The organism is Janthinobacterium sp. P210006 (assembly GCF_036231885.1).
GTDB classification, from domain to species: Bacteria; Pseudomonadota; Gammaproteobacteria; order Burkholderiales; family Burkholderiaceae_D; genus Janthinobacterium; species Janthinobacterium violaceinigrum.
In genome coordinates, this window is sequence record NZ_JAZARD010000004.1 from 521,435 (window position 1) to 543,610 (window position 22,176).

Consider the following 22,176-nt stretch of genomic DNA (forward strand, 5'->3'; position numbering starts at 1 on the left):
AGAAAAGCGCCGCTCCACGGGGACTGGCGCTTGTGCAAGACACGCTAGCTGCAAAGGTGCAATGATGGGCAAACTCAAAAATACCGGCTTGATCGGCCTGGGCGTGGTGGCCGGCGTCGCCGTGTCGCTGCAATTTTCCGCCATGGCGCAAAAAACCGTCGAGCCGCCCCTGCCGCTGGAAGAACTGCGCCAGCTGGCCGATGTGTTTGGCCTGATCAAGTCCGATTACGTGGAACCCGTGGAAGACAAGAAACTGCTGGAAGACGCCATTTCCGGCATGGTTGCCTCGCTCGACCCCCATTCCGCCTACCTGGACAAGAAAGCCTACGCCGAGCTGCGCGAAGGGTCCGAAGGCAAGTTTGTCGGCCTGGGCATCGAAATCGGCCTGAGCGAAGACGGCTACATCAAGATCGTCTCGCCCATCGAGGATTCGCCCGCCTACCGCGCCGGCATCAAGGCCGGCGATCTGATCACCCGCCTGGACGGCCAGCCCGTGAAAGGCGTCAGCCTGGACGACAGCGTCAAGCGCATGCGCGGCGAACCGGGCACCAAGGTGTCGCTGACCATTGCCCGCAAGGATGAACCGCAGCCGCTGGCCTTTACCATCACGCGCGAGGAAATCCACCAGAAAAGCGTGAAGGCAAAGATGGTCGAGCCGGGCTACGCCTGGCTGCGCGTGTCGCAATTCCAGGAACCGACCGTCGACGACATGGCCGCGCAGATCACGGCCCTGTATCAGCAAGACCCGAACATCAAGGGCATGGTGCTGGACCTGCGCAACGATCCGGGCGGCGTGCTGCAGGGCGCCATCGGCGTCTCGGCCGCTTTCCTGCCGAAGGACTCTGCCATCGTCTCGACCAACGGCCAGTTGCCGGACTCGAAACAGGTGTTCTACGGCCGCGCCGAATACTATATGTTCCGCTCGGAAGGCGATGCGCTGGCGAAATTGCCGGCCGCTATCAAGAAAGTACCGCTGGTGGTGCTCGTCAACACGGGTTCGGCCTCGGCCTCGGAAATCGTCGCCGGCGCCCTGCAGGACTACAAGCGCGCCACCATCATCGGCACGCAAACCTTCGGCAAGGGTTCCGTGCAAACCATCCGCCAATTGACTGCCGACACGGCCGTCAAGCTGACGACGGCCCGCTACTACACGCCGAATGGCCGCTCGATCCAGGCCAAGGGCATCGTGCCCGACCTGCTGGTCGATGAAAATGCGGACGGCGACGGCTTGAACGGCTTGCGCATCCGCGAAGCGGACCTCTCCAAGCACCTGAGCAACGACCGCGACAAGGAAAGCGCCAAGGCCGCCCCCGTCAACGACGAAATGGAAGAGCAATTGCGCATCATCGCCCTGGAAAAGACCCGCAAGCCGCTGGAATTCGGCAGCCAGGACGATTTCCAGCTGCACCAGGCGCTGAACCACCTGAAGGGTTTGCCCGTGCAGCTGGCCAAGGCCGAACCGGTGGTCGTGCAAGCCGACGTCAAGAAGGAACCGAAGAAGTAAGCAGCAGCGCCAGCAGCACTGCGGGGGGGCGGAATGCCCCCCGGCAACCGTCCACGCGACAAAAATCAATCTTCCGCCACACTTCCCCGTCCCCGCAACACGAAACTCTCTACAGTCGAGCCTGTTTGTGTAAAATTTGCTTCACTTATCGGCGCCGCGCCGATTGCCAAATTTGAAAGCTTAACCATGAAACAAGTCGTCATCAGCGGTACCGGACTGTACACGCCGCCATTTTCGATCTCCAACGAAGAGCTGGTCACCTGCTTCAATGCCTATGCGGAAAAGTTCAATGCCGACAATGCCGACGCGATCGCCGCGGGCACCGTCACGGCGCTGGACCTGTCGAGCGTGGCCTTCATCGAAAAGGCGTCCGGCATCAAGTCGCGCTTCGTGATGGAAAAGGAAGGCATCCTCGACCCGGCGCGCATGGTCTCGCGCATCGCGGAACGGGCCGATGACGAACTGTCCTTGCAGGCGGAAATGGCCGTTGCTGCCGCGCATGACGCGCTGGCGCGCGCGGGCCGCACGCCGGCCGACATCGACATGGTGCTGGTGGCTTGCAGCAATATGCAGCGCGCCTACCCGGCCATGGCCGTGGAAGTGCAGGATGCGCTGGGCATCGACGGGTATGGCTTTGACATGAACGTGGCGTGTTCGTCCGCCACCTTCGGCATCCAGCAAGCCGTGGCCGCCGTGCAAAGCGGCCAGGCGCGCGCCGTGCTGGTGCTCAATCCCGAAATCACCAGCGGCCACCTGAACTGGCGCGACCGCGACAGCCACTTCATCTTTGGCGACGCCTGCACGGCCATCATCGTCGAAGCGAAAGACACGGCCGTCTCGCAGCACCAGTTCGAGATCATCGGCACGGAACTGAAAACGCGCTTCTCGAATGCCATCCGCAACAATTTCGGCTTCCTCAACCGTTTCGACGAGTCCGGCGTGGGCCAGGCCGACAAGCTGTTCCGCCAGCAAGGCCGCAAGGTCTTCAAGGAAGTGTGCCCGATGGCCGCCGAGATGATCAAGGCGACCCTGGCCAAGGCCGGCGTGGAAGTGGCGCAAGTGAGCCGCTACTGGCTGCACCAGGCCAACCTGAACATGAACCTGCTGATCGCGCGCCTGATCCTGGGCCGCGACGCGGAAGCGAACGAAGCGCCCGTGATCCTCGACACCTACGCCAACACCTCGTCGGCCGGTTCCATCATCGCCTTCCATAAGTATCAGGATGACATGGCGGCAGGCGCCATGGGCGTCATCTGCTCGTTCGGCGCCGGCTATTCCATCGGCTGCGTGGTCGTGCGCAAGGTGTGAGCATGCGGACGTAGTCGCGCCTGATTCCTTGAATTAGACGCAGATGCGGGTGGATGGCATGCGTTCGCATCCACCTGAACGAAGATACAGCGCAAATTTTTTGCAAAAAAGCGGCAGGAAAATTCCAGCCGCAGCTTTGTTGCGTTTATACTCAATCGCTGAGTAGCATCTTTTTCATCCGCACGTCTCCATAAGGAACCCACCACGCATGCCCCATGACATCAGCCTGATCACCACCATTGCCGCCGCCCTCGGGTTCGGCCTCATCTTCGGCTTCATCGCCGCGCGCCTGAAACTGCCGGCATTGGTCGGCTATCTGGCCGCCGGCATCATCATCGGACCGGCCACGCCCGGTTTTGTGGCAGATGCGGAAATAGCCGGGCAATTGGCGGAAATCGGGGTGATGCTGATGATGTTCGGTGTCGGCCTGCACTTTTCCATCGAGGATCTATGGGACGTGCGCAAGATTGCACTGCCCGGCGCCATCCTGCAGATCGCCGTCGCCACGGCGATGGGCATGGGCCTGGCCCACTGGTGGGGCTGGACTCTCGGTGGCGGGCTGATCTTTGGCCTGGCCCTGTCCGTCGCCAGTACCGTGGTGCTGCTGCGCGCGCTGGAAGAACGGGGCATCCTCGATTCCCTGAATGGCCGCATCGCCGTCGGCTGGCTGGTGGTGGAAGACCTCGTCACCGTGCTGGTCCTCGTGCTGCTGCCCGCGTTTGCTGGCGCGCTGGGCGGCAAGGTTGCCCCTGGCGCCGAAGCCGTCAGCCTGTGGCAAACCCTGGCCGTGACCCTGGGGCAAGTGGCCGGTTTCATCGTCTTCATGCTGGTCGTGGGCCGCAAGCTGTTCCCATGGATCCTGTGGCAAGTGGCGCGCACCGGCTCGCGCGAACTGTTTACCCTGTGCGTGATCGCCGCCGCCGTCGGCATCGCCTACGCTTCCACCAAGCTGTTCGGCGTGTCCTTCGCCCTGGGCGCCTTCTTTGCCGGCATGGTGCTGCGCGAATCCGAACTCAGTCACCGCGCCGCGGAAGAGTCGCTGCCCCTGCGCGACGCGTTTGCCGTGCTGTTCTTTGTTTCCGTCGGCATGCTGTTCGAGCCTAACATCCTCATCGACAAGCCCCTGCAAGTGCTGGCCGTGTGCGCCATCATTATCTTCGGCAAGTCGATCGCCGCCTTCCTGCTGGTGATGGCCCTGCGCTATCCGCCGAAAACGGCCATCATCGTCTCGGCCAGCCTGGCGCAGATCGGCGAATTCTCGTTCATTCTGGCCGCCCTGGGCCTGTCGCTGGGCCTGATGCCGCAGGAAGGGCAAAGCCTGATCCTGGCCGGCGCCATCCTGTCCATCGCCCTGAACCCGCTCGTGTTCAGCATGGCCAAGCCGCTGCTGCGCGTGATGAGCAACAGCGATTTCGCCCGCAAGTTCGAACGCACGACCGACCCGCTGGCCGAGCTGCCGATGACGGTGCCGCAGGAAAAACTGTCGGGCCAGATCGTGCTGGTCGGCTACGGCCGCGTGGGCCGGCGCATCGCCGCCGCCCTGATGGAGCGGGGCATCCACTTCGTCGTGGCCGAGGAAAACCGCGAAATCGTCGACCAGCTGCGCAAGCAGGGCATTCCGGCCGTGGCCGGCAATGCGGGCGAACCGGCCGTGCTGATCCAGGCGCACATCACGCACGCCACCATGCTCGTCATCGCCACGCCGGACACCTTCCACGTGCGCGCCATGATCGAGACGGCGCGCGCGCTCAATCCCGCCATCATGACGGTGGTGCGTACGCACAGCGAGGAAGAGGCGGAATTGCTGCGCGCGGAAAACGCGGGCAAGGTGTTTATCGGCGAGCACGAACTGGCCAATGGCATGGCCGAGCACGTGCTGCAGAGTTTTGATGCGGCCAAGAAGGGGCATGGCCATTAAGGTTCCTTGATGCCGAACCGCTATGCCGGGGTCGGTCCCTGCGGGATCGGGATGTGCCCCACTGGGGCGCATCCCCCCGTCGGGTCTGACCCCAGCCCTCAATTTACAAACTGGCGGCCAGCTCCGCCCCCTCCCGTATCGCCCGCTTGGCATCGAGTTCCGCCGCCAGCGCGGCGCCACCGATCTTGTGGAAACGGGGGCCGCCCGCCTGCAGCGGCTTGCCATCCTTGTCCACGGGCGGCATCAGTTCCGTCAAACTGTCCTGTCCCGCGCAGATGACCACGTTATCCACGGCCAGCAGGCGCTGCTCGCCGCCCACCGTGATGTGCAAGCCCTGTTCGTCGATCCTGTCGTAGGTCACGCCGGCCAGCATGGCCACACCATTTCTCGCCAGCGCCGCCCGGTGCACCCAGCCCGACGTCTTGCCCAGGCCCGCGCCCACTTTCGACGTCTTGCGCTGCAACAGGAAAATCTGCCGCACGGGATCGGGCGCCACGGGCGGTACCAGGCCGCCGCCGGTGGCCGCATCCAGGTCCACGCCCCACTCGCCGGCCCACGTGGCCACGGGTTGCGGCAGCGGGTGCGCCGGGTCGTGCAGCAGATACTCGCCCACGTCGAAGCCGATGCCGCCCGCGCCGATGATGGCCACGCGCGCGCCCACGGGCTTCTTCTCCTGCAGTACATCCAGATACGACAGCACCTTCGGGTGGTCGATGCCGGGAATGGCCGGCAGGCGCACCTTGATGCCCGTGGCGACGATCACGTCGTCGTAGCCGCCGGCCAGCAATTGCTCGCGCGTGACGCGCTGGCCCAGGCGCAGCTTGATATTCGACAAGGCGATGCGGCGGGCGAAATAACGGATGGTTTCCGTGAATTCTTCCTTGCCCGGTATCTGCATGGCCACCTTGAACTGGCCGCCCACGCTGTCGCTGCTGTCGAACAGGGTCACCTCGTGCCCGCATTCGGCGGCCACGGTGGCGGCGGACAGGCCGGCGGGACCGGCGCCGACGACGGCCACCCGGCGCGGCACGGCCTTTTTCGCGTACACGAGTTCCGTTTCATGGCAGGCGCGCGGATTGACCAGGCAGCTGGCGCGCTTGTTGGCGAACGTGTGGTCCAGGCACGCCTGGTTGCAGCCGATGCAGGTATTGATCTCGTCGGCGCGGCCCGCTGCCGCCTTGGCGACAAAGAACGGGTCGGCCAGGAACGGCCGCGCCATCGACACCAGGTCGCAGTCGCCCCGCTCCAGGATGGCGTTGGCTTCGTGCGGCATGTTGATGCGGTTCGACGCCACCACGGGAATAGCGACTTCGCGGCGCAGCCGGCCCGCCACGCTGGCAAAGGCGGCGCGCGGCACCGAGGTGACGATGGTGGGCACGCGCGCCTCATGCCAGCCGAAGCCCGTGTTGAGAATCGTCACGCCCGCCTGCTCCAGGGCCTTGGCCACCACCACCACGTCGTCCCAGGTATTGCCGCCCTCGACCAGGTCGAGCAGCGAATGGCGGTACATGATGATGAAGTTGGGGCCCACGGCGGCGCGGATGCGGCGCACGATCTCCACGGGCAGGCGCATGCGGTTCTCGATGCTGCCGCCCCAGCGGTCCTGGCGCAGGTTGGTGCGCGCGCACAGGAACTGGTTCAATAAGTATCCTTCGCTGCCCATCACTTCGATACCGTCGTAGCCGGCCTTGTGCGCCAGGCGCGCGCAGCGCACGTAGTCGCAGATCGTGCGCTCGATGCCCCGCTCGCTCAAGGGACGGGGGCGGAACGGCGAGATCGGCGATTTCTTGGCCGACGCCGAGACGACGAAGGGCTGATAGCCATAGCGGCCCGCATGCAGGATCTGCATGACGATCTTGCCGCCCTCCTCGTGCACGGCGCGCGTCACCTTGCGGTGGTTCGGCACGTCGCCGAGGAAATTGAGGGTGCCGCCGAACGGCAGCAGCCAGCCCTGGCGGTTTGGCGAAATGCCGCCCGTGACGATCAGCCCCACGCCGCCCCGCGCCCGCTCGCGGTAAAACGCGGCCAGCTTGCCATAATGATAAAAACGGTCTTCCAGGCCCGTGTGCATGGACCCCATGATGACTCTGTTGCGCAAGGTGGTGAAGCCCAGGTCGAGCGGGGCCAGCAGGTGGGGATAGGCAGTCATGGTCGGTCCGATAGAAGATGGTAAGCAGGCCGTACGGTAACAAGCATTGCGGGCCGCCGCAGCGTATTTCTCTAGACCGGGAGTTCTAAATCGCCCGCCGCACGGGTCGGCGATGCGTACAGCTTGTGCCGCGCGGTACTTTCCCGTAGGCTAGGTGGCATGACGCGACTCTTCCTCTGCCTGCTGATGCTGTGCGCCCTCCCCGCTACCGTGCTGGCGCAGGCGCAGGCACTGCGGCTGGACAAGCTCAAGGTCGACGTCAAGCGCATCGAGGTCGACGGGCAGCGCATGTATGAAGTCGATGCCAGCGGCAGCGTGCAGGCGCCGCCGGCTTCCGTCTGGAAGACCCTGACCACCTACGAGCGCATGAATGAATTCGTGCCGGACTTGAGCTCCTGCCGCGTGCTGTCGCGCAACGGCAATGAAGTCATCATCGAGCAGCAGGGCATGGCGCGCTTCCTGTTCATGAACCACCCCATCCACCTGGTGGTGCGGGCCACGGAAACGCCGTTCACGGCCATCGACATCGCCCTGATCTCCGGCGACATGCGGCATTACGAATCGCGCTGGAATCTGTATCCGATCCCCGAGACGGGCGGTACGCGCATCGTCTTTTCCAGCCGGCTGATGCCGGGCTTCTATGTGCCCGGCATGCTGGGCACGACCATGATACGCGGCGATATCGAACGCATGATGGCGGCCGTGCTGGCGCGCATCGACAGCCAGTACGCGGAAAAATCCGGCTGAATTACGCCAGGTAGGTATCGCGGTCGCGGATTTCCGCGAAGTTTTCCAGGCTGCCCAGCTTCACGGTGACGGGGTTCAGGCTGGCCTGCGGCTGCATCGAGCGCCAGGCGAACAGCCATTCCTGCTCCGGCGCTTCGGCGCGCGTCTTGGTGAAGGCGGCGCCCAGGGCGGCGCGCTGGCCGTATTCGACCAGGCCATCGATGCCGGCCCAGCTGGGCAAGGTGCGCTGCACGGCGCGGTGCAGGCGTTCGCCGAATTCTTCCGTATTGTGGATGATCAGACAGGCGTCGGCCGGGGCGAACAGGTCGAACAGTTGCTTGTCCCACACTTGCGAAAAGCTCAGGGTCAGGCAATTGCCCGCTGGTACCAGGCGGAACTGGCCCAGGCTCAGCGCCAGCTCGAGTTCGCTGCGCTGGCCGTAGCGGTGCAGGGTGGGGGGACGTTTGTAATCGTGCATGCTGGACTCGTTCTTCAATAGTAGGGTAAGCCGGCGCGCGCCGCCTAGCGGGGCGGGCGGATATGGCGCCGGATGCGCTGGGCCGTCGCGGCCAGGTAAATTTCGCGCAATAAATAAATAAAACAGCCGATCAGGCAAACCACGGCCAGCACAAAGAAGGCCGCGATGTATTTATCCAGGGTCAGGTTCAGGATGTCGCCCAAAAACAGCATGGCGATGATGACGCAGACAAAGAAGCCGCAGGCCGTGCTGAGCGAAATCGAATAATTGATCAGATGGGTGCGCCGATACAGGGTATCTAGCTCATCCATATAGAAATCGTTGTAGCCGATGTCGAGCCGGTCTTCCAGCACGCGCGTGCGGTCGATGATGCGGCCCAGGCGGTTCGTCAGCACCACCAGCATGGTGCCGATACCGGTCAACAGGAAAACCGGCGCAATCGCCAGCTGGATGATATGGCCGATGTCGCCGATCTGTATGTTCATGGATAAAAAGTCGTGGGTTCACACCGGCGCCCGACCTTGGCGCCAGCACAGGCCATAGTGTAGCAGGTGGCGCACGCCGGCTGGCCGCTTTGCCAACCGGCGTGTTGCAAGATCATGCGAAGCCGCGCCCCGGCACGAAGCGCTCGGTGGCGCGCACCAGCGCCGAAGCGATGCCGTGCTCGAGCGCGCCATGGCCCGCGTCCGGGATCATGTCCAGCTGCGCGCCGGGCCAGGCTTGCTGCAGGCGGTAGGCCGACAGCGGCGGGCAGATGGCGTCGTAGCGTCCCTGCACGATGACGGCCGGCAAATGCGCGATGCGCGCCATGTTACGTATCAGCTGGTCTTCCTCGAAGAAACCGAGATTGGCCATGTAATGCGATTCGAGCCGGCCCACGCCCAGGTCCAGGGCATCGTTCGGCGCATCTTCCGGTTGCGGCATCAGGTAGACGCGGCGGCCTTCGAAGCGACTCCAGGCGCGCGCGGCCGGCCAGTACACGGCGGGATCGCTGCTGAGGATGCGTTTCACGTAGGCCGCCAGCAGGTCGCCCCGCTCCTCTGCGGGAATCGGCGCGGCGAATTCCTCATACAGTTCCGGATAGAACCAGCGCACGCCGTCGATGAACCAGTCGATTTCCGCCTGCGTGCACAGGAAAATGCCCCGCAGCACGAAGCCGAGGCAGGCTTCGGGATGCGCCTGGCCATACGCGAGCGCCAGGGTCGAGCCCCAGGAACCGCCAAACACCAGCCATTGGGCGATGCCGAACTGGGCGCGCAAGCGTTCGATGTCGGCAATCAGCAGCTGCGTCGTGTTGTTGCGCCATTCGCCCAGCGGCGTGGACTTGCCCGCGCCGCGCTGGTCGAACAGGATCACGCGGTAGCGCTGCGGATCGAAGAAGCGGCGGTGCTGCGGCGACAGGCCCGCGCCGGGGCCGCCATGCAGGAACAGCACGGGAATGCCGTCGGGATTGCCGCACTCTTCCCAGTAAATGGTGTGAATGTCATCGACCGCCAGCATGCCGTGCCGGTTCGGCGACAGGGCGGGAAACAGGGGAGTCAGGGAATCGGGCATGGCGGTCCTCTAGATACGGTCAGGGCGCCAGGCACTGCATGCCCGGCAACTGTTCCAATTATAGTGCGCCCCTGCCGGCTCAGGCCAGCAGCAAGGGCAGGCGGTTCGACGACTTGATTTCGCGCATCGACAGGCTGGACTGGATTTCCGCCACGCCGGGCAGGCGGCGCAGCACGGTCGAGACAAATTCGCCATACGCTTCCAAGTCGCGCGCCACCACTTGCAGGAAGTAATCGGCTTCGCCCGCCACATTGTGGCACGACAAGATTTCTGGGATCGTCGCGATGGCTTGCTCGAACTGCGATGGCTGCTCGCCGCCATGGTTGGCAAACACGACCCGCACGAACGCCACCAGGCCGATGCCCAGCTTCTTGCGATTGAGCAAAGCCTGGTAGCCGGTAATAAACCCCTCCTCTTCCAGGCGGCGCAAGCGGCGCCACACGGGGGTTTCGCTGAGCTTCAAGCGCTCGGCCAGGCGCGCATTCGACAGCCTTCCTTCATCCTGCAACAGCCTGAGTATCTGCAAATCGGTGGCGTCGAGGCTAACTTCTGAAATTTTCATCTAATTTTTGTTTTTATGAGAGTGGAATCTACCCGAATACTAGGGCATGCAGAGCAGGAAAAGCAAGCACATTTCATCACGGCAGGAACATAATGGGGCCCGGCGAGCAGGCTGCACCGTGCGCATGCTCCCGCTTTTCTTGTCGACTGGCCCATGTCCGATTCTACCTTCCTGATGTACCTGCTGGCACTGGCTGGCGCCTTTTTATTACCGGGCCCCGACATGGCGCTGGTGCTGGCCACGGGCGCCGCGCGCGGCGTGGCCACGGCGCTGGTGACGGCACTGGGCATCGCCGGTGCGCGCGCCGTGCACGTGGCGCTGTCGGGCGCGGGCCTGGCGGCGCTGATGGTGACGCATCCGCAAGCCTTGCAGTGGGTCAAATGGGCGGGCGCCGCCTACCTGCTGTACCTGGCGCTGCGCCTGCTGCAGTCGGCCCTGTCGAAAAGCGCGGCGTCCGAAGCGCAGGCGCCCGCCACGGCGCACAGCGCCCGCGCCAGCCTGGTGCGCGGCTTCCTGACGAATCTGCTCAATCCGAAGGCACTGCTGTTTTGCAGCATGTTCTTGCCGCAGTTCGTCACCGGCAGCGACAGTGTCGGCATGCAATACCTGCGCCTGGGCGCCACTCTGGTGTTGGTGGGCCTGCTGTTCGACGCCGTGTACGCCATGCTGGCCGCGCGCCTGGCGCGCCGCCTGCGGGGCAAACCTTCGCCTTACGGCAAGTTCGTGCTGCCCTCCGTCTTCGTGCTGCTGGCCGGCCGGCTGGTGCTGGGCTGAACTGCCGTGCCATCGGCAAAGAAAGCGGGATAATCGCTCAGCAAGCGGGCTTCCAGATCGTTGACCTTGCGAAATTGCCGCAGCGTGGGCGCCATGGCCCGGCCCGCATCCCAGCTGCGCCACGCATTTGGCGCGTCGAACTGCGCCAGCAACGCGTCGCCCAGATCCTGGTACACGGCCGCCATGTGGGGCCTGGCTTGCAGCACTTGCAGATACAGCGCCGTCGCTGCCGGCCATTGGCCCAGCTTGGCGCGCAGATTCCCTTCGAACAAGGCCAGGACGGGCTGCTCCAGCCCCGTCTGCGTCCTTAATTCCTGCACGGTGGCCAGCGCGGCCGCGATGCCTTCCTGGTCCTTGGCCAGCAGCCCCCGCGTCAAGTCGTGGATGGGCTGGCATTGCTGCATGGCCAGTTGCTGCTTGGGCGTGAGTTTCTCCACCAGCGCGCCCGTGGAAAAATGGTCTTCCAGCATGGTCAGGAAAGCGTCAAACGGTTGCTCTGCCGCAAAAAGCTTTTCCGCCTCGGCCCGCAGCGCCGGATGCGCCTGGGGCTCCAGCGGCGGCAGCGTCGCTGCCTGCGCCAGCACGCGCTCGAGCGGAGACGCGTCGGCCGCCAGCGGACGGGGCCGGTAGGCAGCCAGCGTGTAAGCGGCGGGCGCCCCCGCCGTCATGGCGCTGATGCGGAAATGGCGCGCGACCGTGCCGCCCACCTCCTGGTAATGCAAGGTGAACTGGGCGGGAATGCGCTTGCCATCAGCCAGCATCTTCAGCACCAGCGGGTGGCCGCCCCAGGTGTAGCGCAGATACTGGGAAAACGCCGTGGCATCGTCGCCGCTGACGGGGCTGCCGGCTGTCCCCAGGCGCAGCAAGGGCTGCCCGTCGAGCGACCACAGCACGGCACCGTCGAGCACCTGCGGCAGCAGGGCGCCGCGCCGCCTTGTCGCCGGCACGGACAGCGCTTGCTCCTCGTACACGGGCGGCATGACGTGGTCCTGCAAGCCACCAGCCTTGAGCGCGCCAGCCAGGCCCTTGCGGTGTTCGCTCTCGATACGGCGAAAACCCGCCACGTCGAACAGCGAATACGTGTCGTAGGTGGATGCCGCCATATCGATGACGTAGCGGCGGCGCGTGGCAAAGTCGAGCACGGACAGGTGCTGGCCATCGCGCACGCTCAGGTAATGCGGGCCCAGCACGACATCGCTGTCCTGCGTATCGCGCGCGGGCAAGCTGGTTTTCACGCCTGGCTTGTTGACGCGTTCGGTAATCACCGTGACGTGAAACGCGACGCTGGCCTGGACGGCGGACGTGCCCAGGAAAAGAAAGGACAGCACGCTGGCGCGGCGCAAGGCGGGAAGAAGAGTCATGGAGATGATGCAGTGGAGAAATGCTGATTCTAAGGCAAAGCACGCGCTGGTCCCGTTTTGCTCGCCAGCATAAAAAAAGACAGCCGCAGCTGTCTTTTTTGTTTGACCGCACCAACGATTACGACATGTGCTGGCCGCCGTTGATCGAGATATTCGCGCCCGTGACGAACGCTGCCTCATCGGAGGCCAGGTAGGCCACCAGACCGGCCACTTCTTCCGGCTTGCCCAGGCGCGCCATCGGAATTTGCGGGATGATTTTGCTGTCGAGCACTTCCTGCGGAATCGCCATGACCATCTTGGTACCGATGTAGCCTGGCGAGATGGTGTTGACGGTGACGTTCTTGCGCGCCACTTCCAGCGCCAGCGACTTGGTGAAACCATGCATGCCGGCTTTCGCGGCCGAATAGTTGGTCTGGCCGAAGGCGCCCTTCTGGCCATTCACGGACGAGATATTGATGATGCGGCCCCAGCCGCGTTCCACCATGCCGTCGCAGACGGGCTTGGTCATGTTGAACACGGAATCGAGGTTGGTGCCCATCACGGCGTCCCAGTTCGGCTTGTCCATCTTCTTGAACGTCATGTCGCGCGTGATGCCGGCGTTATTCACCAGCACGTCGACAGGACCGATTTCCGCTTCCACGGCCGCCACGCAGGCAGCCGCCGAATCGTAGTCGGCCACGTCGCATGGATATGCCTTGAAGTCGTAGCCCATGTCCTTGGTCGTCGCCAGCCATTCCGCGACCTTCGGATTGCCTGGGGAATATGTGGTCACCACGCGATAGCCGAGCGCCGCCAGCTTGAAACACACCGCTTCGCCCAGACCACCCATGCCACCAGTTACCAATGCAACTCTTGCCATTTTCATCCCCTCAGTGTCGTTCTGTTGCTAAAAAGTTAATCATTTAGTGAAAGCTATCCACATCCGCCGCGTGACGGCGGCCAACCACAGCAAACCCCACCGTCACGCACAGCGCGCGACGGCCTGGGTCCGGCGCTAGCGGTTAATCTCGCTCGATGGCGAGTGCTACGCCCATGCCGCCGCCGATGCACAGTGCGGCCAGGCCTTTCTTGGCGTCGCGGCGTATCATTTCGTGGATCAGGGTAACCAGGATGCGCGCGCCCGACGCGCCGATCGGGTGGCCGATGGCAATCGCGCCGCCGTTCACGTTGATCTTGCTGGTATCCCAGCCCATTTCCTTGTTGACGGCAATCGCTTGCGCGGCAAACGCTTCGTTAATTTCCATCAAATCCAGCTCTTCATGCGTCCAGCCCGCTTTTTTCAGGCACAGGCGCGATGCGGAGACGGGACCCATGCCCATGACGGCCGGGTCCAGGCCCGACGAGGCGTAGGCCTTGATGCGTGCCAGCGGCTTGAGGCCCAGTTCCTTCGCTTGCGAAGCGGACATCATGATGACGGCGGCGGCGCCGTCGTTCAGGCCGGAAGCGTTGCCGGCCGTGACGGTGCCGTCCTTGGCAAACGCGGGGCGCAGGCCGGCCAGCGATTCCAGGGTCGAACCGGGCTTGATGTATTCGTCGCTGTCGAAGACAACGGTACCTTTTTTGTTGGCGATTTCCAGCGGCAGGATTTCATCCTTGAACTTGCCCGCTTTTTGCGCCGCTTCCGCCTTCAGTTGCGACTGCAGCGCGAATTCGTCCTGCTCGGCGCGCGTCACTTCGTATTTCTTGGCGACGTTTTCCGCCGTGATGCCCATGTGGTACTGGTTGTACACGTCCCACAGGCCGTCGACGATCATGGTGTCGATCATCTTGAAGTCGCCCATGCGGAAACCGTCGCGCGAACCGTTCATCGCATGCGGCGAAGCGCTCATGTTTTCCTGGCCGCCGGCGATGATGATGTTGGCGTCGCCGCACTTGATCGCTTGCGCCGCCAGGTGCGTGGCCTTCAGGCCGCTGCCGCATACCTTGTTGATGGTGAAGGCCGGGATCGAGCTTGGCAGGCCAGCCTTGATGACAGCCTGGCGCGCGGCGTTCTGGCCGACGGCGGCCGTCAGCACCTGGCCCAGGATCGCTTCGCCGATCAGGTTCGGGTCGATGCCGGTTTGTGCCAGCAAGCCCTTGATTACATGCGCGCCCAGTTCGGACGCAGGAATCTTGGCCAGACTGCCACCGAATTTGCCGACTGCGGTACGGCCGGCGGCCACGATTACGACATCATCCATTTATTTCTCCGATAAGCAGGCCACGAGGGCCAAGGTCAAGGTGGTAATACAATTCAATGAATCCGGGAAGACACAGCAAGCTGTGTTTCATTCTAGCGCGGCATACGCCGCAGTTCCAGCACCGCACCGCAGGCGGCGGCGATGACAGCCTGCCCGGCGATGGCGGCGGGCGGCCTGGCGCGGCGGATAGCCGCTGCCGGGCCGCAACGCGCCTACGGTTGACGAGCGGGACGCGTGTTTTTATTTTTATCATACCCTTCATCGGCGCCGCCGAAAGTGGTTTTTAGAAAATTATTGAAGGGAATAATCAGGGGCACAGGGGTTTGCTTTACCACTTGCAACAGCTCGCCAAATTTTTGACGCGATGCAGCAAACTCACCCTTTGTCACGCTGTCGAATTTCTCCTGGGTTTCTTGGGCAACATCCTTTGCCTGGCGACCATATGCACCAATGCGTTCGATGGCCAGTTGCGACTGCGTGCGCGACAGTTGCAGCAATGCTTGCGGGTCCTTCACGGACAGCAGCTGATTGCCCGCCACCGTAGCGGCAGCCAGCGCCGTGCGGGCCGCATCGAGCTGCAAGTCCAGCACGCTGGTGCCGCTGTCGACGGCAGCCTGGGCATACGCTTGCGCAGTGCTCAATTGTGCTTCCACCACGGCCTTGCCGGCGAGCGCCCATTGTTCGGAAAATGAAAACATGTCGTTCCTCCCCTAAGAGTAGGCGGCGCCATGTTGCGCCGCACAGTACTCAACTGTAAGCGGTGGTTCATTGCTGAACCTTGATATATCTCAAGCTTTCCTGTTGGTTTGTTTCCAATTCAACGTTGATCAGGACAACAACTTGATACCATCGAGCGAGGCAGCGCACTGCTCGCGTATCACGCTAACGAAATCGCGCACATACGCCTTGTCCTGCAGATGGTCGGGCACGGACACATACAGGTCGCTCCACAAGCCGTGCTCGCCCACCGGGCGCGCCACCACATAATCGTAATCGACGTAATTCTTGATAGCCCAGTTCGGCAAGGCGGCAATGCCGCGCCGGCTCGCCACCAGCTGCAGCACGGCCACCGTCAATTCGGCCGTGCGGCGCTCGAACGCGATGCCGGCGGGCCGCAGCACTTCGCGGATCAGGTCGATGCGCTCTTCCGGCACGGGATAGGTAATTAATGTTTCACCCGTAAAGTCGGCCGCCGCCAGCCGGCGCTGCGCCTGCAGCCGGTGCTTTTGCGCCATCACCACCAGCATTTCAAAGCGGAACAGGGGAAACACGGTGAAATCGGGGCCATACGGCGAGCCGATCACGAGATCCGCCTCGCCCGAACGCAGCAAGTCCGCCGGCTCGCTGTGAAAGCCGGACACGAGGTCGATCTCCACTTCCGGCCAGCGCTGGCGGAACGCATCCATCACGGGCATCAGCCAGTCGAAGCAGGTATGGCATTCGAGCGCCACGCGCAACTGCCCCTTGTCCCCTTGCGACAGGCGCGCCACATCGCGCTCGGCCAGTTCGATCTCGGGCAGCAGCTTGTCGGCCAGCTCCAGCAGGCGGCTGCCCGTGGCCGTAAAGGCAATCGGCATCGACTTGCGCTCGAACAAAGGCGCCTTGTAGCGCTCTTCCAGCAAACGGATCTGGTGCGACAGGGCCGACTGGGTCAGGTTGAGCAGCTGCGCGGCGCGCACCAGGCTGCCGGACGAACGCAAGGCACTCAGGGTGCGCAGGTGGCGGATTTCTAGCATCGGGACAATGGGTGATGTGCGTGAATTATTTTCATGTTATTCGGCAAAATGTTTCGTTTTGATTATAGACCAAGTTGCCGCACACTCTAGCGCATTCACATTAAATCTCGATGACATCATGACCGTGCACACCCACATCCTTGGCTTTCCCCGTATCGGCGCCGCGCGTGAGCTGAAACTGGCGCTGGAAAGCCACTGGCGCGGCGCGGCGTCCGAGGCGGACCTGGAAGCGACGGGCCGGCAACTGCGCGCGCGCCACTGGGCGCTGCAACGCGACGCGGGGCTCGACTACGTCACCGTGGGCGACTTCGCCTTTTACGACCAGGTGGCCAACCACATCCAGCTGCTGGGCTGCGAACCGGCCCGCTTCAACTTTGCGCCAGAGCAGTCGCCGCTGTCGCGCTATTTCGCGCTGGCGCGCGGCGCAGACACGCAGGTGGCGCACGGGGACTGCTGCCACGGCCACCAGGCACACGAGGCCAGCCATCACGCGCTGGAAATGACCAAGTGGTTTGACACCAATTACCATTACCTGGTGCCCGAATTGTCGCCGCAGACGCGGTTTTCGCTGGCCGGCGAGCGCCTGCTGGCGGAAGTGGCCGAGGCGCAAGCGCTGGGCCACCCGGTCAAGGCGGCCCTGATCGGCCCCCTCACCTTCCTGTGGCTGGGCAAGGAAAAGACACCGGGCTTTGACCGCCTGGCCCTGCTGGAACAATTGCTGCCCGTCTACGGCGCCCTGCTCGACCGCCTGAAACAGCAAGGCGTCACCTGGGTGCAGATCGACGAACCGATCCTGGGCCTGGACTTGCCCAATGCGTGGCGCAGCGCCTTCGAAAGCACCTACTGGCAGCTGAACCAGGTGGGCGTGAATATCCTGCTGGCCACGTATTTTTCGCCGCTGGAAGAAAACCTCAGCCTGACGTGCCGCCTGCCCGTGGCCGGCCTGCACGTGGACGGCATCCGCGCGCCGCATGAGCTGGTCAGCGTCACGGACTGGCTGCCCGCGCATAAAGTCTTGTCGATCGGCATCGTCGATGGCCGCAATGTCTGGCGCACCGACCTCGACGCGGCCCTGGCCGTGCTGCGGCCGCTGGCCGCCAGGCGCACTGGCCCCCTGTGGCTGGCGCCGTCGTGCTCCTTGCTGCACGCGCCGTTCAGCCTGGCAACGGAAACGGGCCTCGACGGGGAAATCAGGACCTGGCTGGCGTTTGCCACGGAGAAATTGACAGAACTGTCGCTGCTGAAAGACGCGCTGGCCGGCCATCCCGATGCCGCCGCGCTGGCAACGTCCCGCCAGGCCATCGCCGGGCGGCGCGCCAGCGCCCGCGTGCACCGCCCGCCCGTCGCGCAGCGCCTGCAAACGCTGTCGCCCACCGTGGACCGCCGCGACTCCAGCTTTGCCCTGCGCCAGGCCGTGCAGCGCACGCGTTTTCAGCTACCCCGCTTCCCGACGACGACCATCGGCTCCTTCCCGCAAACGACGGCCATCCGCGCCGCCCGCGCCAGCCATAAACGGGGCGACTTGCCGGCGGCCGAGTACGAACGGCAGATGCGCGCCGAAATCGCCCACGCCGTGGAGCGCCAGGAAGCGCTGGGCCTGGACGTGCTCGTGCATGGCGAAGCGGAACGCAACGACATGGTCGAATACTTCGGCGAACAATTGGACGGTTTCATCTTCACGCGCTTGGGCTGGGTGCAGTCGTACGGCTCGCGCTGCGTCAAGCCGCCCATCCTCTACGGCGACGTGCAGCGCCCGGCCGCCATGACCGTCGAATGGACGGTGCACGCGCAAAGCCTGACCGATAAGCCGATGAAGGGCATGCTGACGGGCCCGGTGACGATCCTGCAATGGTCGTTCGTGCGCGACGACCAGCCGCGCGCCGCCACGGCGCTGCAGCTGGCCCTGGCCATCCGCGACGAGGTCGCCGACCTGGAAACGGCCGGCATCGGCATCATCCAGATCGACGAGCCGGCCATCCGCGAAGGCTTGCCGCTGCGTCGCGGCCAGTGGGACGCCTACCTGGAGTGGGCCACGCGCGCCTTCCGCATCGCCGCGTCCGTCGTCGGCGACGCGACGCAGATCCACACGCACATGTGCTACGCGCAGTTCAACGACATCCTGCCGCAGATCGCCGCCATGGACGCGGACGTGATCACCTTGGAGACGAGCCGCTCGGACATGGAACTGCTGGCGGACTTTGGCCAGTTCCAGTATCCGAACGAAATCGGCCCCGGCGTGTACGACATCCACTCGCCGCGCATCCCCTCCACGCCCGACATGGTGAGACTGCTGCAAAAGGCCAGCGCCGTCATCCCGCCCGCCAATTTATGGGTGAACCCCGACTGCGGCCTGAAGACGCGGGGCTGGGCGGAAACGGAAGCGGCCCTGCAAAATATGGTCGCGGCGGCACGGCAGATGCGGGCAGCGTGATGACATAGGCGTACTCAGGCCGCATTCTCGGCTGCTTTCGGGGCGGCGCACGGGTTTTCCGAGGCGCCGCCCTTGTTTTTTGACAAGAAGTTACTGTTGCCCTGCGGAATAGCACACTCCAGGTCCCTGACCGTGATTTTTTTGCAGTAGAATGCAAGAAATTTACTGCTCCCTATTGTTGCCGTACGGAACAGTTGGCCTGCCGCAGTTTCACTTTGATAAATATTTATGTCCAAAAGCCCGTCGCAGAAGCCTATCGAAATCAAGATTTCCACCGTCGTCGCCGTCTCCGCCATTTTGCATAGCGCCGATACGCAGGCACTCGATGCCGCCTTGCGTGACATGACGGGAGGCGTGGCGGACTTTTTCGAGGATGACCTGGCCGTGCTGGACGTGGCGGCCTTGCCCTCCGGCAGCGTGCCCATCGACTGGGCCGCCCTCGTGGCCCTGCTGAAAAAATACCGTTTGAATGCCGTGGCCGTGCGCAATGCGCCGGCCGACATGCATGAGGCCATCCTGGCGCAAGGCCTGAGCCTCGACAGCGGCAAGACGCGCGACGACGCGCCGCCCAAGGATGGCCCCAGGGATACCCCGACGGCGGCCGCCCAGGCGGGTGCCGAGGCACAGGTGATGGTGGTCGACACGCCCGTGCGGGCCGGCCAGCGCATCTATGCGCGCGGCTGCGACCTGATCATCACCGCCGTCGTCAACAATGGCGCCGAAATCATCGCCGACGGCAGCATCCACGTGTATTCCTCGCTGTACGGCCGCGCGCTGGCCGGCGCCTCGGGCAATGCCCAGGCGCGCATCTTCGCGCTGGCCATGGAACCGGAACTGGTCTCGATCGCCGGTGTCTACCGCACGTTCGAGGATGGTTTCCCGCCAGAAATGGCGCGCGGACCCGCGCAAATTCGTTTGGCTGGAGACAGAATCGATATACACTCTGTCAATCCGGTCACTCCCGTGAACCGCTCTTAAGCTGCACAATTCAAGAGATATCTGAAAAGGATTATTTGTGGCAAGAATTATTGTTGTGACGTCCGGCAAGGGCGGTGTCGGCAAGACGACCTCTAGCGCCAGTTTTTCCACTGGTCTGGCCATGCGCGGCCACAAGACAGCCGTGCTCGACTTCGACGTGGGCCTGCGCAACCTCGACCTGATCATGGGTTGCGAGCGCCGCGTCGTCTACGACCTGATCAATGTGATCAATAAAGAGGCCACGCTGAACCAGGCCTTGATCAAGGACAAGCACTGCGACAACCTGTTCATCCTGCCTGCCTCGCAAACGCGCGACAAGGATGCCTTGTCGGAAGAAGGCGTGGAACGCGTGTTGAACGACCTGATCAACATGGGTTTCGAGTTCATCATCTGCGATTCGCCGGCCGGCATCGAACATGGCGCGCTGATGGCGCTGACGTTTGCCGACGAAGCCATCATCGTCACCAACCCGGAAGTATCGTCGGTGCGCGATTCGGACCGCATCCTGGGCATCCTGCAAGCCAAGTCGCGCCGCGCGCAGACGGGCGGCGAACCCGTCAAGGAACACTTGCTGATTACCCGCTACTCGCCGAAACGCGTGGAATCGGATGAAATGCTGTCCTACCAGGACGTGCAGGAAATCCTGCGCATCCCGCTGGTGGGCATCATCCCGGAATCGGAACAAGTGCTGGCTGCCTCGAACCAGGGCAACCCGGCCATCCATTTCAAGGGCACGGACGTGGCGCAAGCCTATGAAGACGTGGTTTCGCGTTTCCTCGGCGAAGATGTCGAGTTGCGCTTTACCAACTATGAAAAGCCTGGATTACTCCAGCGCATTTTTGGGGCGAAGTGATATGGCCTTGCTTTCTTTCCTGTTCCCCCCCAAGCCGAAGACGGCCACCGCGGCCAAGGAACGCCTGCAGATCATCATCGCCCGCGAACGCAGCGGACGCGATGGTCCGGACTTCCTGCCCGCCCTGCACAAGGAATTGATCGCCGTCATTTCCAAGTACACCAAGGTCAATGCCGACGACATCAAGATCTCGCTGGACCGCCAGGGCAACCTGGAAGTACTCGACGTCAACGTGGTGCTGCCGGACGCCTGAAGTCTAATCCGGCCTGACCGTGAGCAACTCCTGCGCCACCGCGGCGCAGGCATTCACGTGCTGGTTGCCGATCTGGCGGAACACGGCGTAGCCGATGGCGGCCGCCACGGCCTGGCCGGCAAACGGCACGAAGCGCGCCACCTGCTTGGTGGCAATCTTGACGCCACTGCGCTTGAGCAGGTGGAGGATCAGTTCGCGCGATACCAGCTTACCCACCAGCATGCCCCCCATGCCCACCGCCGCGCGGTAGGCCATCATCTTGAACTGCGGGTTGAGACGCTCGATCTGCTCGGGCGTGAGACCGAATTCGTGGTTGATATCATTGATCAGCATGGAAAACAGGCCTACGTCGGACATCAGATCGACGCCGGGGATGGGAATGGCCGAAGCGCCCGCCGACATCATGGCGCGCCGCTGCACCAGGCGCCGGCAACGCTCGCGCACCTGCTCGATTTCGGCACGGCTGGCCGGTATCAGGGTCCAATCGGTGCTGCTCTTGTCTGTCATGGCCGTTACTCCGCGGTGAGGGGTCGATCAACAAGTGTAACGTAAAGGCCCTGTCTTCCGATTTCACTGGACACAGTTGCAATCTCTGTTATATTTCACTTGAGCATTCCTTAACATTACGATAAGCAGAGCGGACCGTCTGTTTGTTGCTACACACTCCAGCCCATTATGCGAATTGCCGTACTCGATAGCGACCATAGCCAGGCAGAACTGATCTGCCAGGTGCTCACCGCCGCCGGCCACGCTTGCCACGAGTTTCAGAGTGGCAAGGAGATGCTGGGACAACTGCGCAAGGACAGTTGCGACATGCTCATCCTCGACTGGCATGTCAGCGATCTGGACGGTGCCGAAGTGTTGCGCCGTGCCCGGGAAAAACTGGCGCCGAAGGCGCCCGTGTTGTTTATGACCAACAGCTCGGGCGAAGACGACGTGGTGGCGGGCATGACGGCAGGCGCCGACGACTACATGATCAAGCCCCTGCGGCGCAGCGAACTGACCTTGCGTACCCAGGCGCTGCTGCGCGTGGCCTACCCGGCCCAGAATGGCGCCGAGTACTTGCAATTCGGTCATTACACGTTCGAGACCCGCCCCGGCCGTCTGCTGCGCGATGGCGAAGTGCTGGACGTGACGCACAAGGAATTCGCCCTGGCGCTGCTGTTTTTCCGCAACCTGGGCCGTCCCCTGTCGCGCGCCTACATCCACGAAGCCGTGTGGCAGCGCGACACGGCCCTGCCTTCGCGCACCATGGATACCCACGTCTCGCGCGTGCGCAACAAGCTGCAGCTGAAACCGGAACACGGCTACCGCCTCGTGCCCGTCTACAGCTATGGATATCGCCTGGAAAAACTGGGCGGGTGACGCCGGCGCAGCAGGGCAAAAACAGGCGGACTGCTCAAAGAGCGGG

Annotated in this window: 21 protein-coding genes; 10 read left to right on the forward strand and 11 right to left on the reverse strand. The window is 63.4% G+C overall.

Going from position 1 to position 22,176, the window contains the following annotated elements:
- Positions 1 to 61 precede the first annotated feature (61 nt).
- The 3 genes from VPH41_RS22100 (at position 62) to ybaL (ending at position 4,730) form a co-directional block, all read left to right on the forward strand.
- A complete protein-coding gene (locus tag VPH41_RS22100) occupies positions 62 to 1,504 on the forward strand; it encodes a S41 family peptidase (RefSeq protein WP_287776201.1) in 1,443 nt (480 codons plus the stop codon).
- A 186-nt stretch (positions 1,505 to 1,690) separates the two neighbouring features.
- Positions 1,691 to 2,812 (forward strand): beta-ketoacyl-ACP synthase III, encoded by a 1,122-nt coding sequence (locus tag VPH41_RS22105; RefSeq protein WP_328571510.1) that lies wholly within the window; start codon positions 1,691 to 1,693, stop codon positions 2,810 to 2,812.
- A 208-nt stretch (positions 2,813 to 3,020) separates the two neighbouring features.
- On the forward strand, positions 3,021 to 4,730 hold the full coding sequence (ybaL, locus tag VPH41_RS22110; RefSeq protein ID WP_287776203.1) for a YbaL family putative K(+) efflux transporter: 1,710 nt from the start codon (positions 3,021 to 3,023) through the stop codon (positions 4,728 to 4,730).
- Between the two features lie 103 nt (positions 4,731 to 4,833).
- On the opposite strand, the gene VPH41_RS22115 is transcribed toward ybaL, so the two are convergent.
- A complete protein-coding gene (locus VPH41_RS22115; RefSeq protein ID WP_328571511.1) occupies positions 4,834 to 6,879 on the reverse strand; it encodes an NADPH-dependent 2,4-dienoyl-CoA reductase in 2,046 nt (681 codons plus the stop codon).
- 159 nt (positions 6,880 to 7,038) lie between these two features.
- Here VPH41_RS22115 and VPH41_RS22120 point away from each other — a divergent pair, with 159 nt between their 5' ends.
- Complete coding sequence (locus VPH41_RS22120; protein WP_328571512.1) at positions 7,039 to 7,626, forward strand: SRPBCC family protein; 588 nt, start codon at positions 7,039 to 7,041, stop codon at positions 7,624 to 7,626.
- A gap of 1 nt (position 7,627) precedes the next feature.
- Here the strand turns inward: VPH41_RS22120 and VPH41_RS22125 are convergent, their stop codons facing one another.
- From VPH41_RS22125 to VPH41_RS22140, 4 genes are all read right to left on the reverse strand, one after another.
- Entirely contained in the window at positions 7,628 to 8,083 is a 456-nt protein-coding gene (locus VPH41_RS22125; RefSeq protein ID WP_152257589.1) for a hypothetical protein, read from the reverse strand.
- A 44-nt stretch (positions 8,084 to 8,127) separates the two neighbouring features.
- Complete coding sequence (locus VPH41_RS22130; protein ID WP_152257590.1) at positions 8,128 to 8,568, reverse strand: DUF2721 domain-containing protein; 441 nt, start codon at positions 8,566 to 8,568, stop codon at positions 8,128 to 8,130.
- Positions 8,569 to 8,680: 112 nt separating this feature from the next.
- Entirely contained in the window at positions 8,681 to 9,637 is a 957-nt protein-coding gene (gene pip / locus VPH41_RS22135) for a prolyl aminopeptidase (RefSeq protein ID WP_152281880.1), read from the reverse strand.
- Between the two features lie 79 nt (positions 9,638 to 9,716).
- A complete protein-coding gene (locus VPH41_RS22140; protein WP_034752896.1) occupies positions 9,717 to 10,199 on the reverse strand; it encodes an Lrp/AsnC family transcriptional regulator in 483 nt (160 codons plus the stop codon).
- 153 nt (positions 10,200 to 10,352) lie between these two features.
- On the opposite strand from VPH41_RS22140, the gene VPH41_RS22145 reads away from it, so the two are divergent.
- The gene (locus VPH41_RS22145) at positions 10,353 to 10,973 is read left to right on the forward strand and encodes a LysE family translocator (RefSeq protein ID WP_328571513.1); all 621 of its coding nucleotides are present in this window, start codon (positions 10,353 to 10,355) and stop codon (positions 10,971 to 10,973) included.
- Here VPH41_RS22145 and VPH41_RS22150 read toward each other — a convergent pair.
- From VPH41_RS22150 to VPH41_RS22170, 5 genes are all read right to left on the reverse strand, one after another.
- Positions 10,910 to 12,334: a hypothetical protein gene (locus tag VPH41_RS22150; protein WP_328571514.1), complete on the reverse strand. Its 1,425-nt coding sequence runs from the start codon at positions 12,332 to 12,334 to the stop codon at positions 10,910 to 10,912. The two genes, VPH41_RS22145 and VPH41_RS22150, sit on opposite strands and share 64 nt — an antisense overlap.
- A 118-nt stretch (positions 12,335 to 12,452) precedes the next feature.
- Positions 12,453 to 13,193, reverse strand: coding sequence for an acetoacetyl-CoA reductase (phbB, locus tag VPH41_RS22155; protein ID WP_035823615.1), 741 nt, complete (start codon positions 13,191 to 13,193; stop codon positions 12,453 to 12,455).
- Between the two features lie 142 nt (positions 13,194 to 13,335).
- Positions 13,336 to 14,514: an acetyl-CoA C-acetyltransferase gene (locus tag VPH41_RS22160; protein WP_034783723.1), complete on the reverse strand. Its 1,179-nt coding sequence runs from the start codon at positions 14,512 to 14,514 to the stop codon at positions 13,336 to 13,338.
- A 212-nt stretch (positions 14,515 to 14,726) separates the two neighbouring features.
- Positions 14,727 to 15,212 (reverse strand): phasin family protein, encoded by a 486-nt coding sequence (locus VPH41_RS22165; protein ID WP_328571515.1) that lies wholly within the window; start codon positions 15,210 to 15,212, stop codon positions 14,727 to 14,729.
- Positions 15,213 to 15,341: 129 nt separating this feature from the next.
- Entirely contained in the window at positions 15,342 to 16,250 is a 909-nt protein-coding gene (locus tag VPH41_RS22170) for a LysR family transcriptional regulator (RefSeq protein WP_152257595.1), read from the reverse strand.
- A gap of 118 nt (positions 16,251 to 16,368) precedes the next feature.
- On the opposite strand from VPH41_RS22170, the gene metE reads away from it, so the two are divergent.
- The 4 genes from metE to minE all read left to right on the forward strand — a co-directional run bounded on the left by metE (position 16,369) and on the right by minE (position 20,765).
- Positions 16,369 to 18,681: a 5-methyltetrahydropteroyltriglutamate--homocysteine S-methyltransferase gene (gene metE / locus VPH41_RS22175; protein ID WP_328571516.1), complete on the forward strand. Its 2,313-nt coding sequence runs from the start codon at positions 16,369 to 16,371 to the stop codon at positions 18,679 to 18,681.
- 228 nt (positions 18,682 to 18,909) lie between these two features.
- Positions 18,910 to 19,659 carry a septum site-determining protein MinC gene (minC, locus tag VPH41_RS22180; protein ID WP_328571517.1) on the forward strand — a complete coding sequence of 250 codons (750 nt, stop codon included), beginning with the start codon at positions 18,910 to 18,912 and terminating at the stop codon, positions 19,657 to 19,659.
- 37 nt (positions 19,660 to 19,696) lie between these two features.
- Positions 19,697 to 20,512 carry a septum site-determining protein MinD gene (gene minD, locus VPH41_RS22185; RefSeq protein WP_071325832.1) on the forward strand — a complete coding sequence of 272 codons (816 nt, stop codon included), beginning with the start codon at positions 19,697 to 19,699 and terminating at the stop codon, positions 20,510 to 20,512.
- A gap of 1 nt (position 20,513) precedes the next feature.
- Positions 20,514 to 20,765: a cell division topological specificity factor MinE gene (gene minE / locus VPH41_RS22190; protein ID WP_034752886.1), complete on the forward strand. Its 252-nt coding sequence runs from the start codon at positions 20,514 to 20,516 to the stop codon at positions 20,763 to 20,765.
- A 3-nt stretch (positions 20,766 to 20,768) separates the two neighbouring features.
- Here the strand turns inward: minE and VPH41_RS22195 are convergent, their stop codons facing one another.
- A complete protein-coding gene (locus VPH41_RS22195; RefSeq protein ID WP_152281875.1) occupies positions 20,769 to 21,272 on the reverse strand; it encodes a hypothetical protein in 504 nt (167 codons plus the stop codon).
- Between the two features lie 168 nt (positions 21,273 to 21,440).
- Between VPH41_RS22195 and VPH41_RS22200 the strand changes: the two genes are divergently transcribed.
- Positions 21,441 to 22,130: a response regulator transcription factor gene (locus VPH41_RS22200; protein WP_046681910.1), complete on the forward strand. Its 690-nt coding sequence runs from the start codon at positions 21,441 to 21,443 to the stop codon at positions 22,128 to 22,130.
- The last annotated feature ends 46 nt before the right edge of the window (positions 22,131 to 22,176 follow it).

Coding starts and splice junctions, on each gene's coding strand:
- VPH41_RS22150 (WP_328571514.1), bottom strand. CDS start 12,334: ATGACTCTTCTTCCCGCCTTGCGCCGCGCCAGCGTGCTGTCCTTTCTT.
- minC (WP_328571517.1), top strand. CDS start 18,910: ATGTCCAAAAGCCCGTCGCAGAAGCCTATCGAAATCAAGATTTCCACC.
- VPH41_RS22125 (WP_152257589.1), bottom strand. CDS start 8,083: ATGCACGATTACAAACGTCCCCCCACCCTGCACCGCTACGGCCAGCGC.
- VPH41_RS22100 (WP_287776201.1), top strand. CDS start 62: ATGATGGGCAAACTCAAAAATACCGGCTTGATCGGCCTGGGCGTGGTG.
- pip (WP_152281880.1), bottom strand. CDS start 9,637: ATGCCCGATTCCCTGACTCCCCTGTTTCCCGCCCTGTCGCCGAACCGG.
- VPH41_RS22195 (WP_152281875.1), bottom strand. CDS start 21,272: ATGACAGACAAGAGCAGCACCGATTGGACCCTGATACCGGCCAGCCGT.
- VPH41_RS22160 (WP_034783723.1), bottom strand. CDS start 14,514: ATGGATGATGTCGTAATCGTGGCCGCCGGCCGTACCGCAGTCGGCAAA.
- VPH41_RS22140 (WP_034752896.1), bottom strand. CDS start 10,199: ATGAAAATTTCAGAAGTTAGCCTCGACGCCACCGATTTGCAGATACTC.
- VPH41_RS22165 (WP_328571515.1), bottom strand. CDS start 15,212: ATGTTTTCATTTTCCGAACAATGGGCGCTCGCCGGCAAGGCCGTGGTG.
- ybaL (WP_287776203.1), top strand. CDS start 3,021: ATGCCCCATGACATCAGCCTGATCACCACCATTGCCGCCGCCCTCGGG.
- VPH41_RS22170 (WP_152257595.1), bottom strand. CDS start 16,250: ATGCTAGAAATCCGCCACCTGCGCACCCTGAGTGCCTTGCGTTCGTCC.
- VPH41_RS22145 (WP_328571513.1), top strand. CDS start 10,353: ATGTCCGATTCTACCTTCCTGATGTACCTGCTGGCACTGGCTGGCGCC.
- VPH41_RS22200 (WP_046681910.1), top strand. CDS start 21,441: ATGCGAATTGCCGTACTCGATAGCGACCATAGCCAGGCAGAACTGATC.
- VPH41_RS22120 (WP_328571512.1), top strand. CDS start 7,039: ATGACGCGACTCTTCCTCTGCCTGCTGATGCTGTGCGCCCTCCCCGCT.
- metE (WP_328571516.1), top strand. CDS start 16,369: ATGACCGTGCACACCCACATCCTTGGCTTTCCCCGTATCGGCGCCGCG.
- VPH41_RS22130 (WP_152257590.1), bottom strand. CDS start 8,568: ATGAACATACAGATCGGCGACATCGGCCATATCATCCAGCTGGCGATT.
- minE (WP_034752886.1), top strand. CDS start 20,514: ATGGCCTTGCTTTCTTTCCTGTTCCCCCCCAAGCCGAAGACGGCCACC.
- phbB (WP_035823615.1), bottom strand. CDS start 13,193: ATGGCAAGAGTTGCATTGGTAACTGGTGGCATGGGTGGTCTGGGCGAA.
- VPH41_RS22105 (WP_328571510.1), top strand. CDS start 1,691: ATGAAACAAGTCGTCATCAGCGGTACCGGACTGTACACGCCGCCATTT.
- VPH41_RS22115 (WP_328571511.1), bottom strand. CDS start 6,879: ATGACTGCCTATCCCCACCTGCTGGCCCCGCTCGACCTGGGCTTCACC.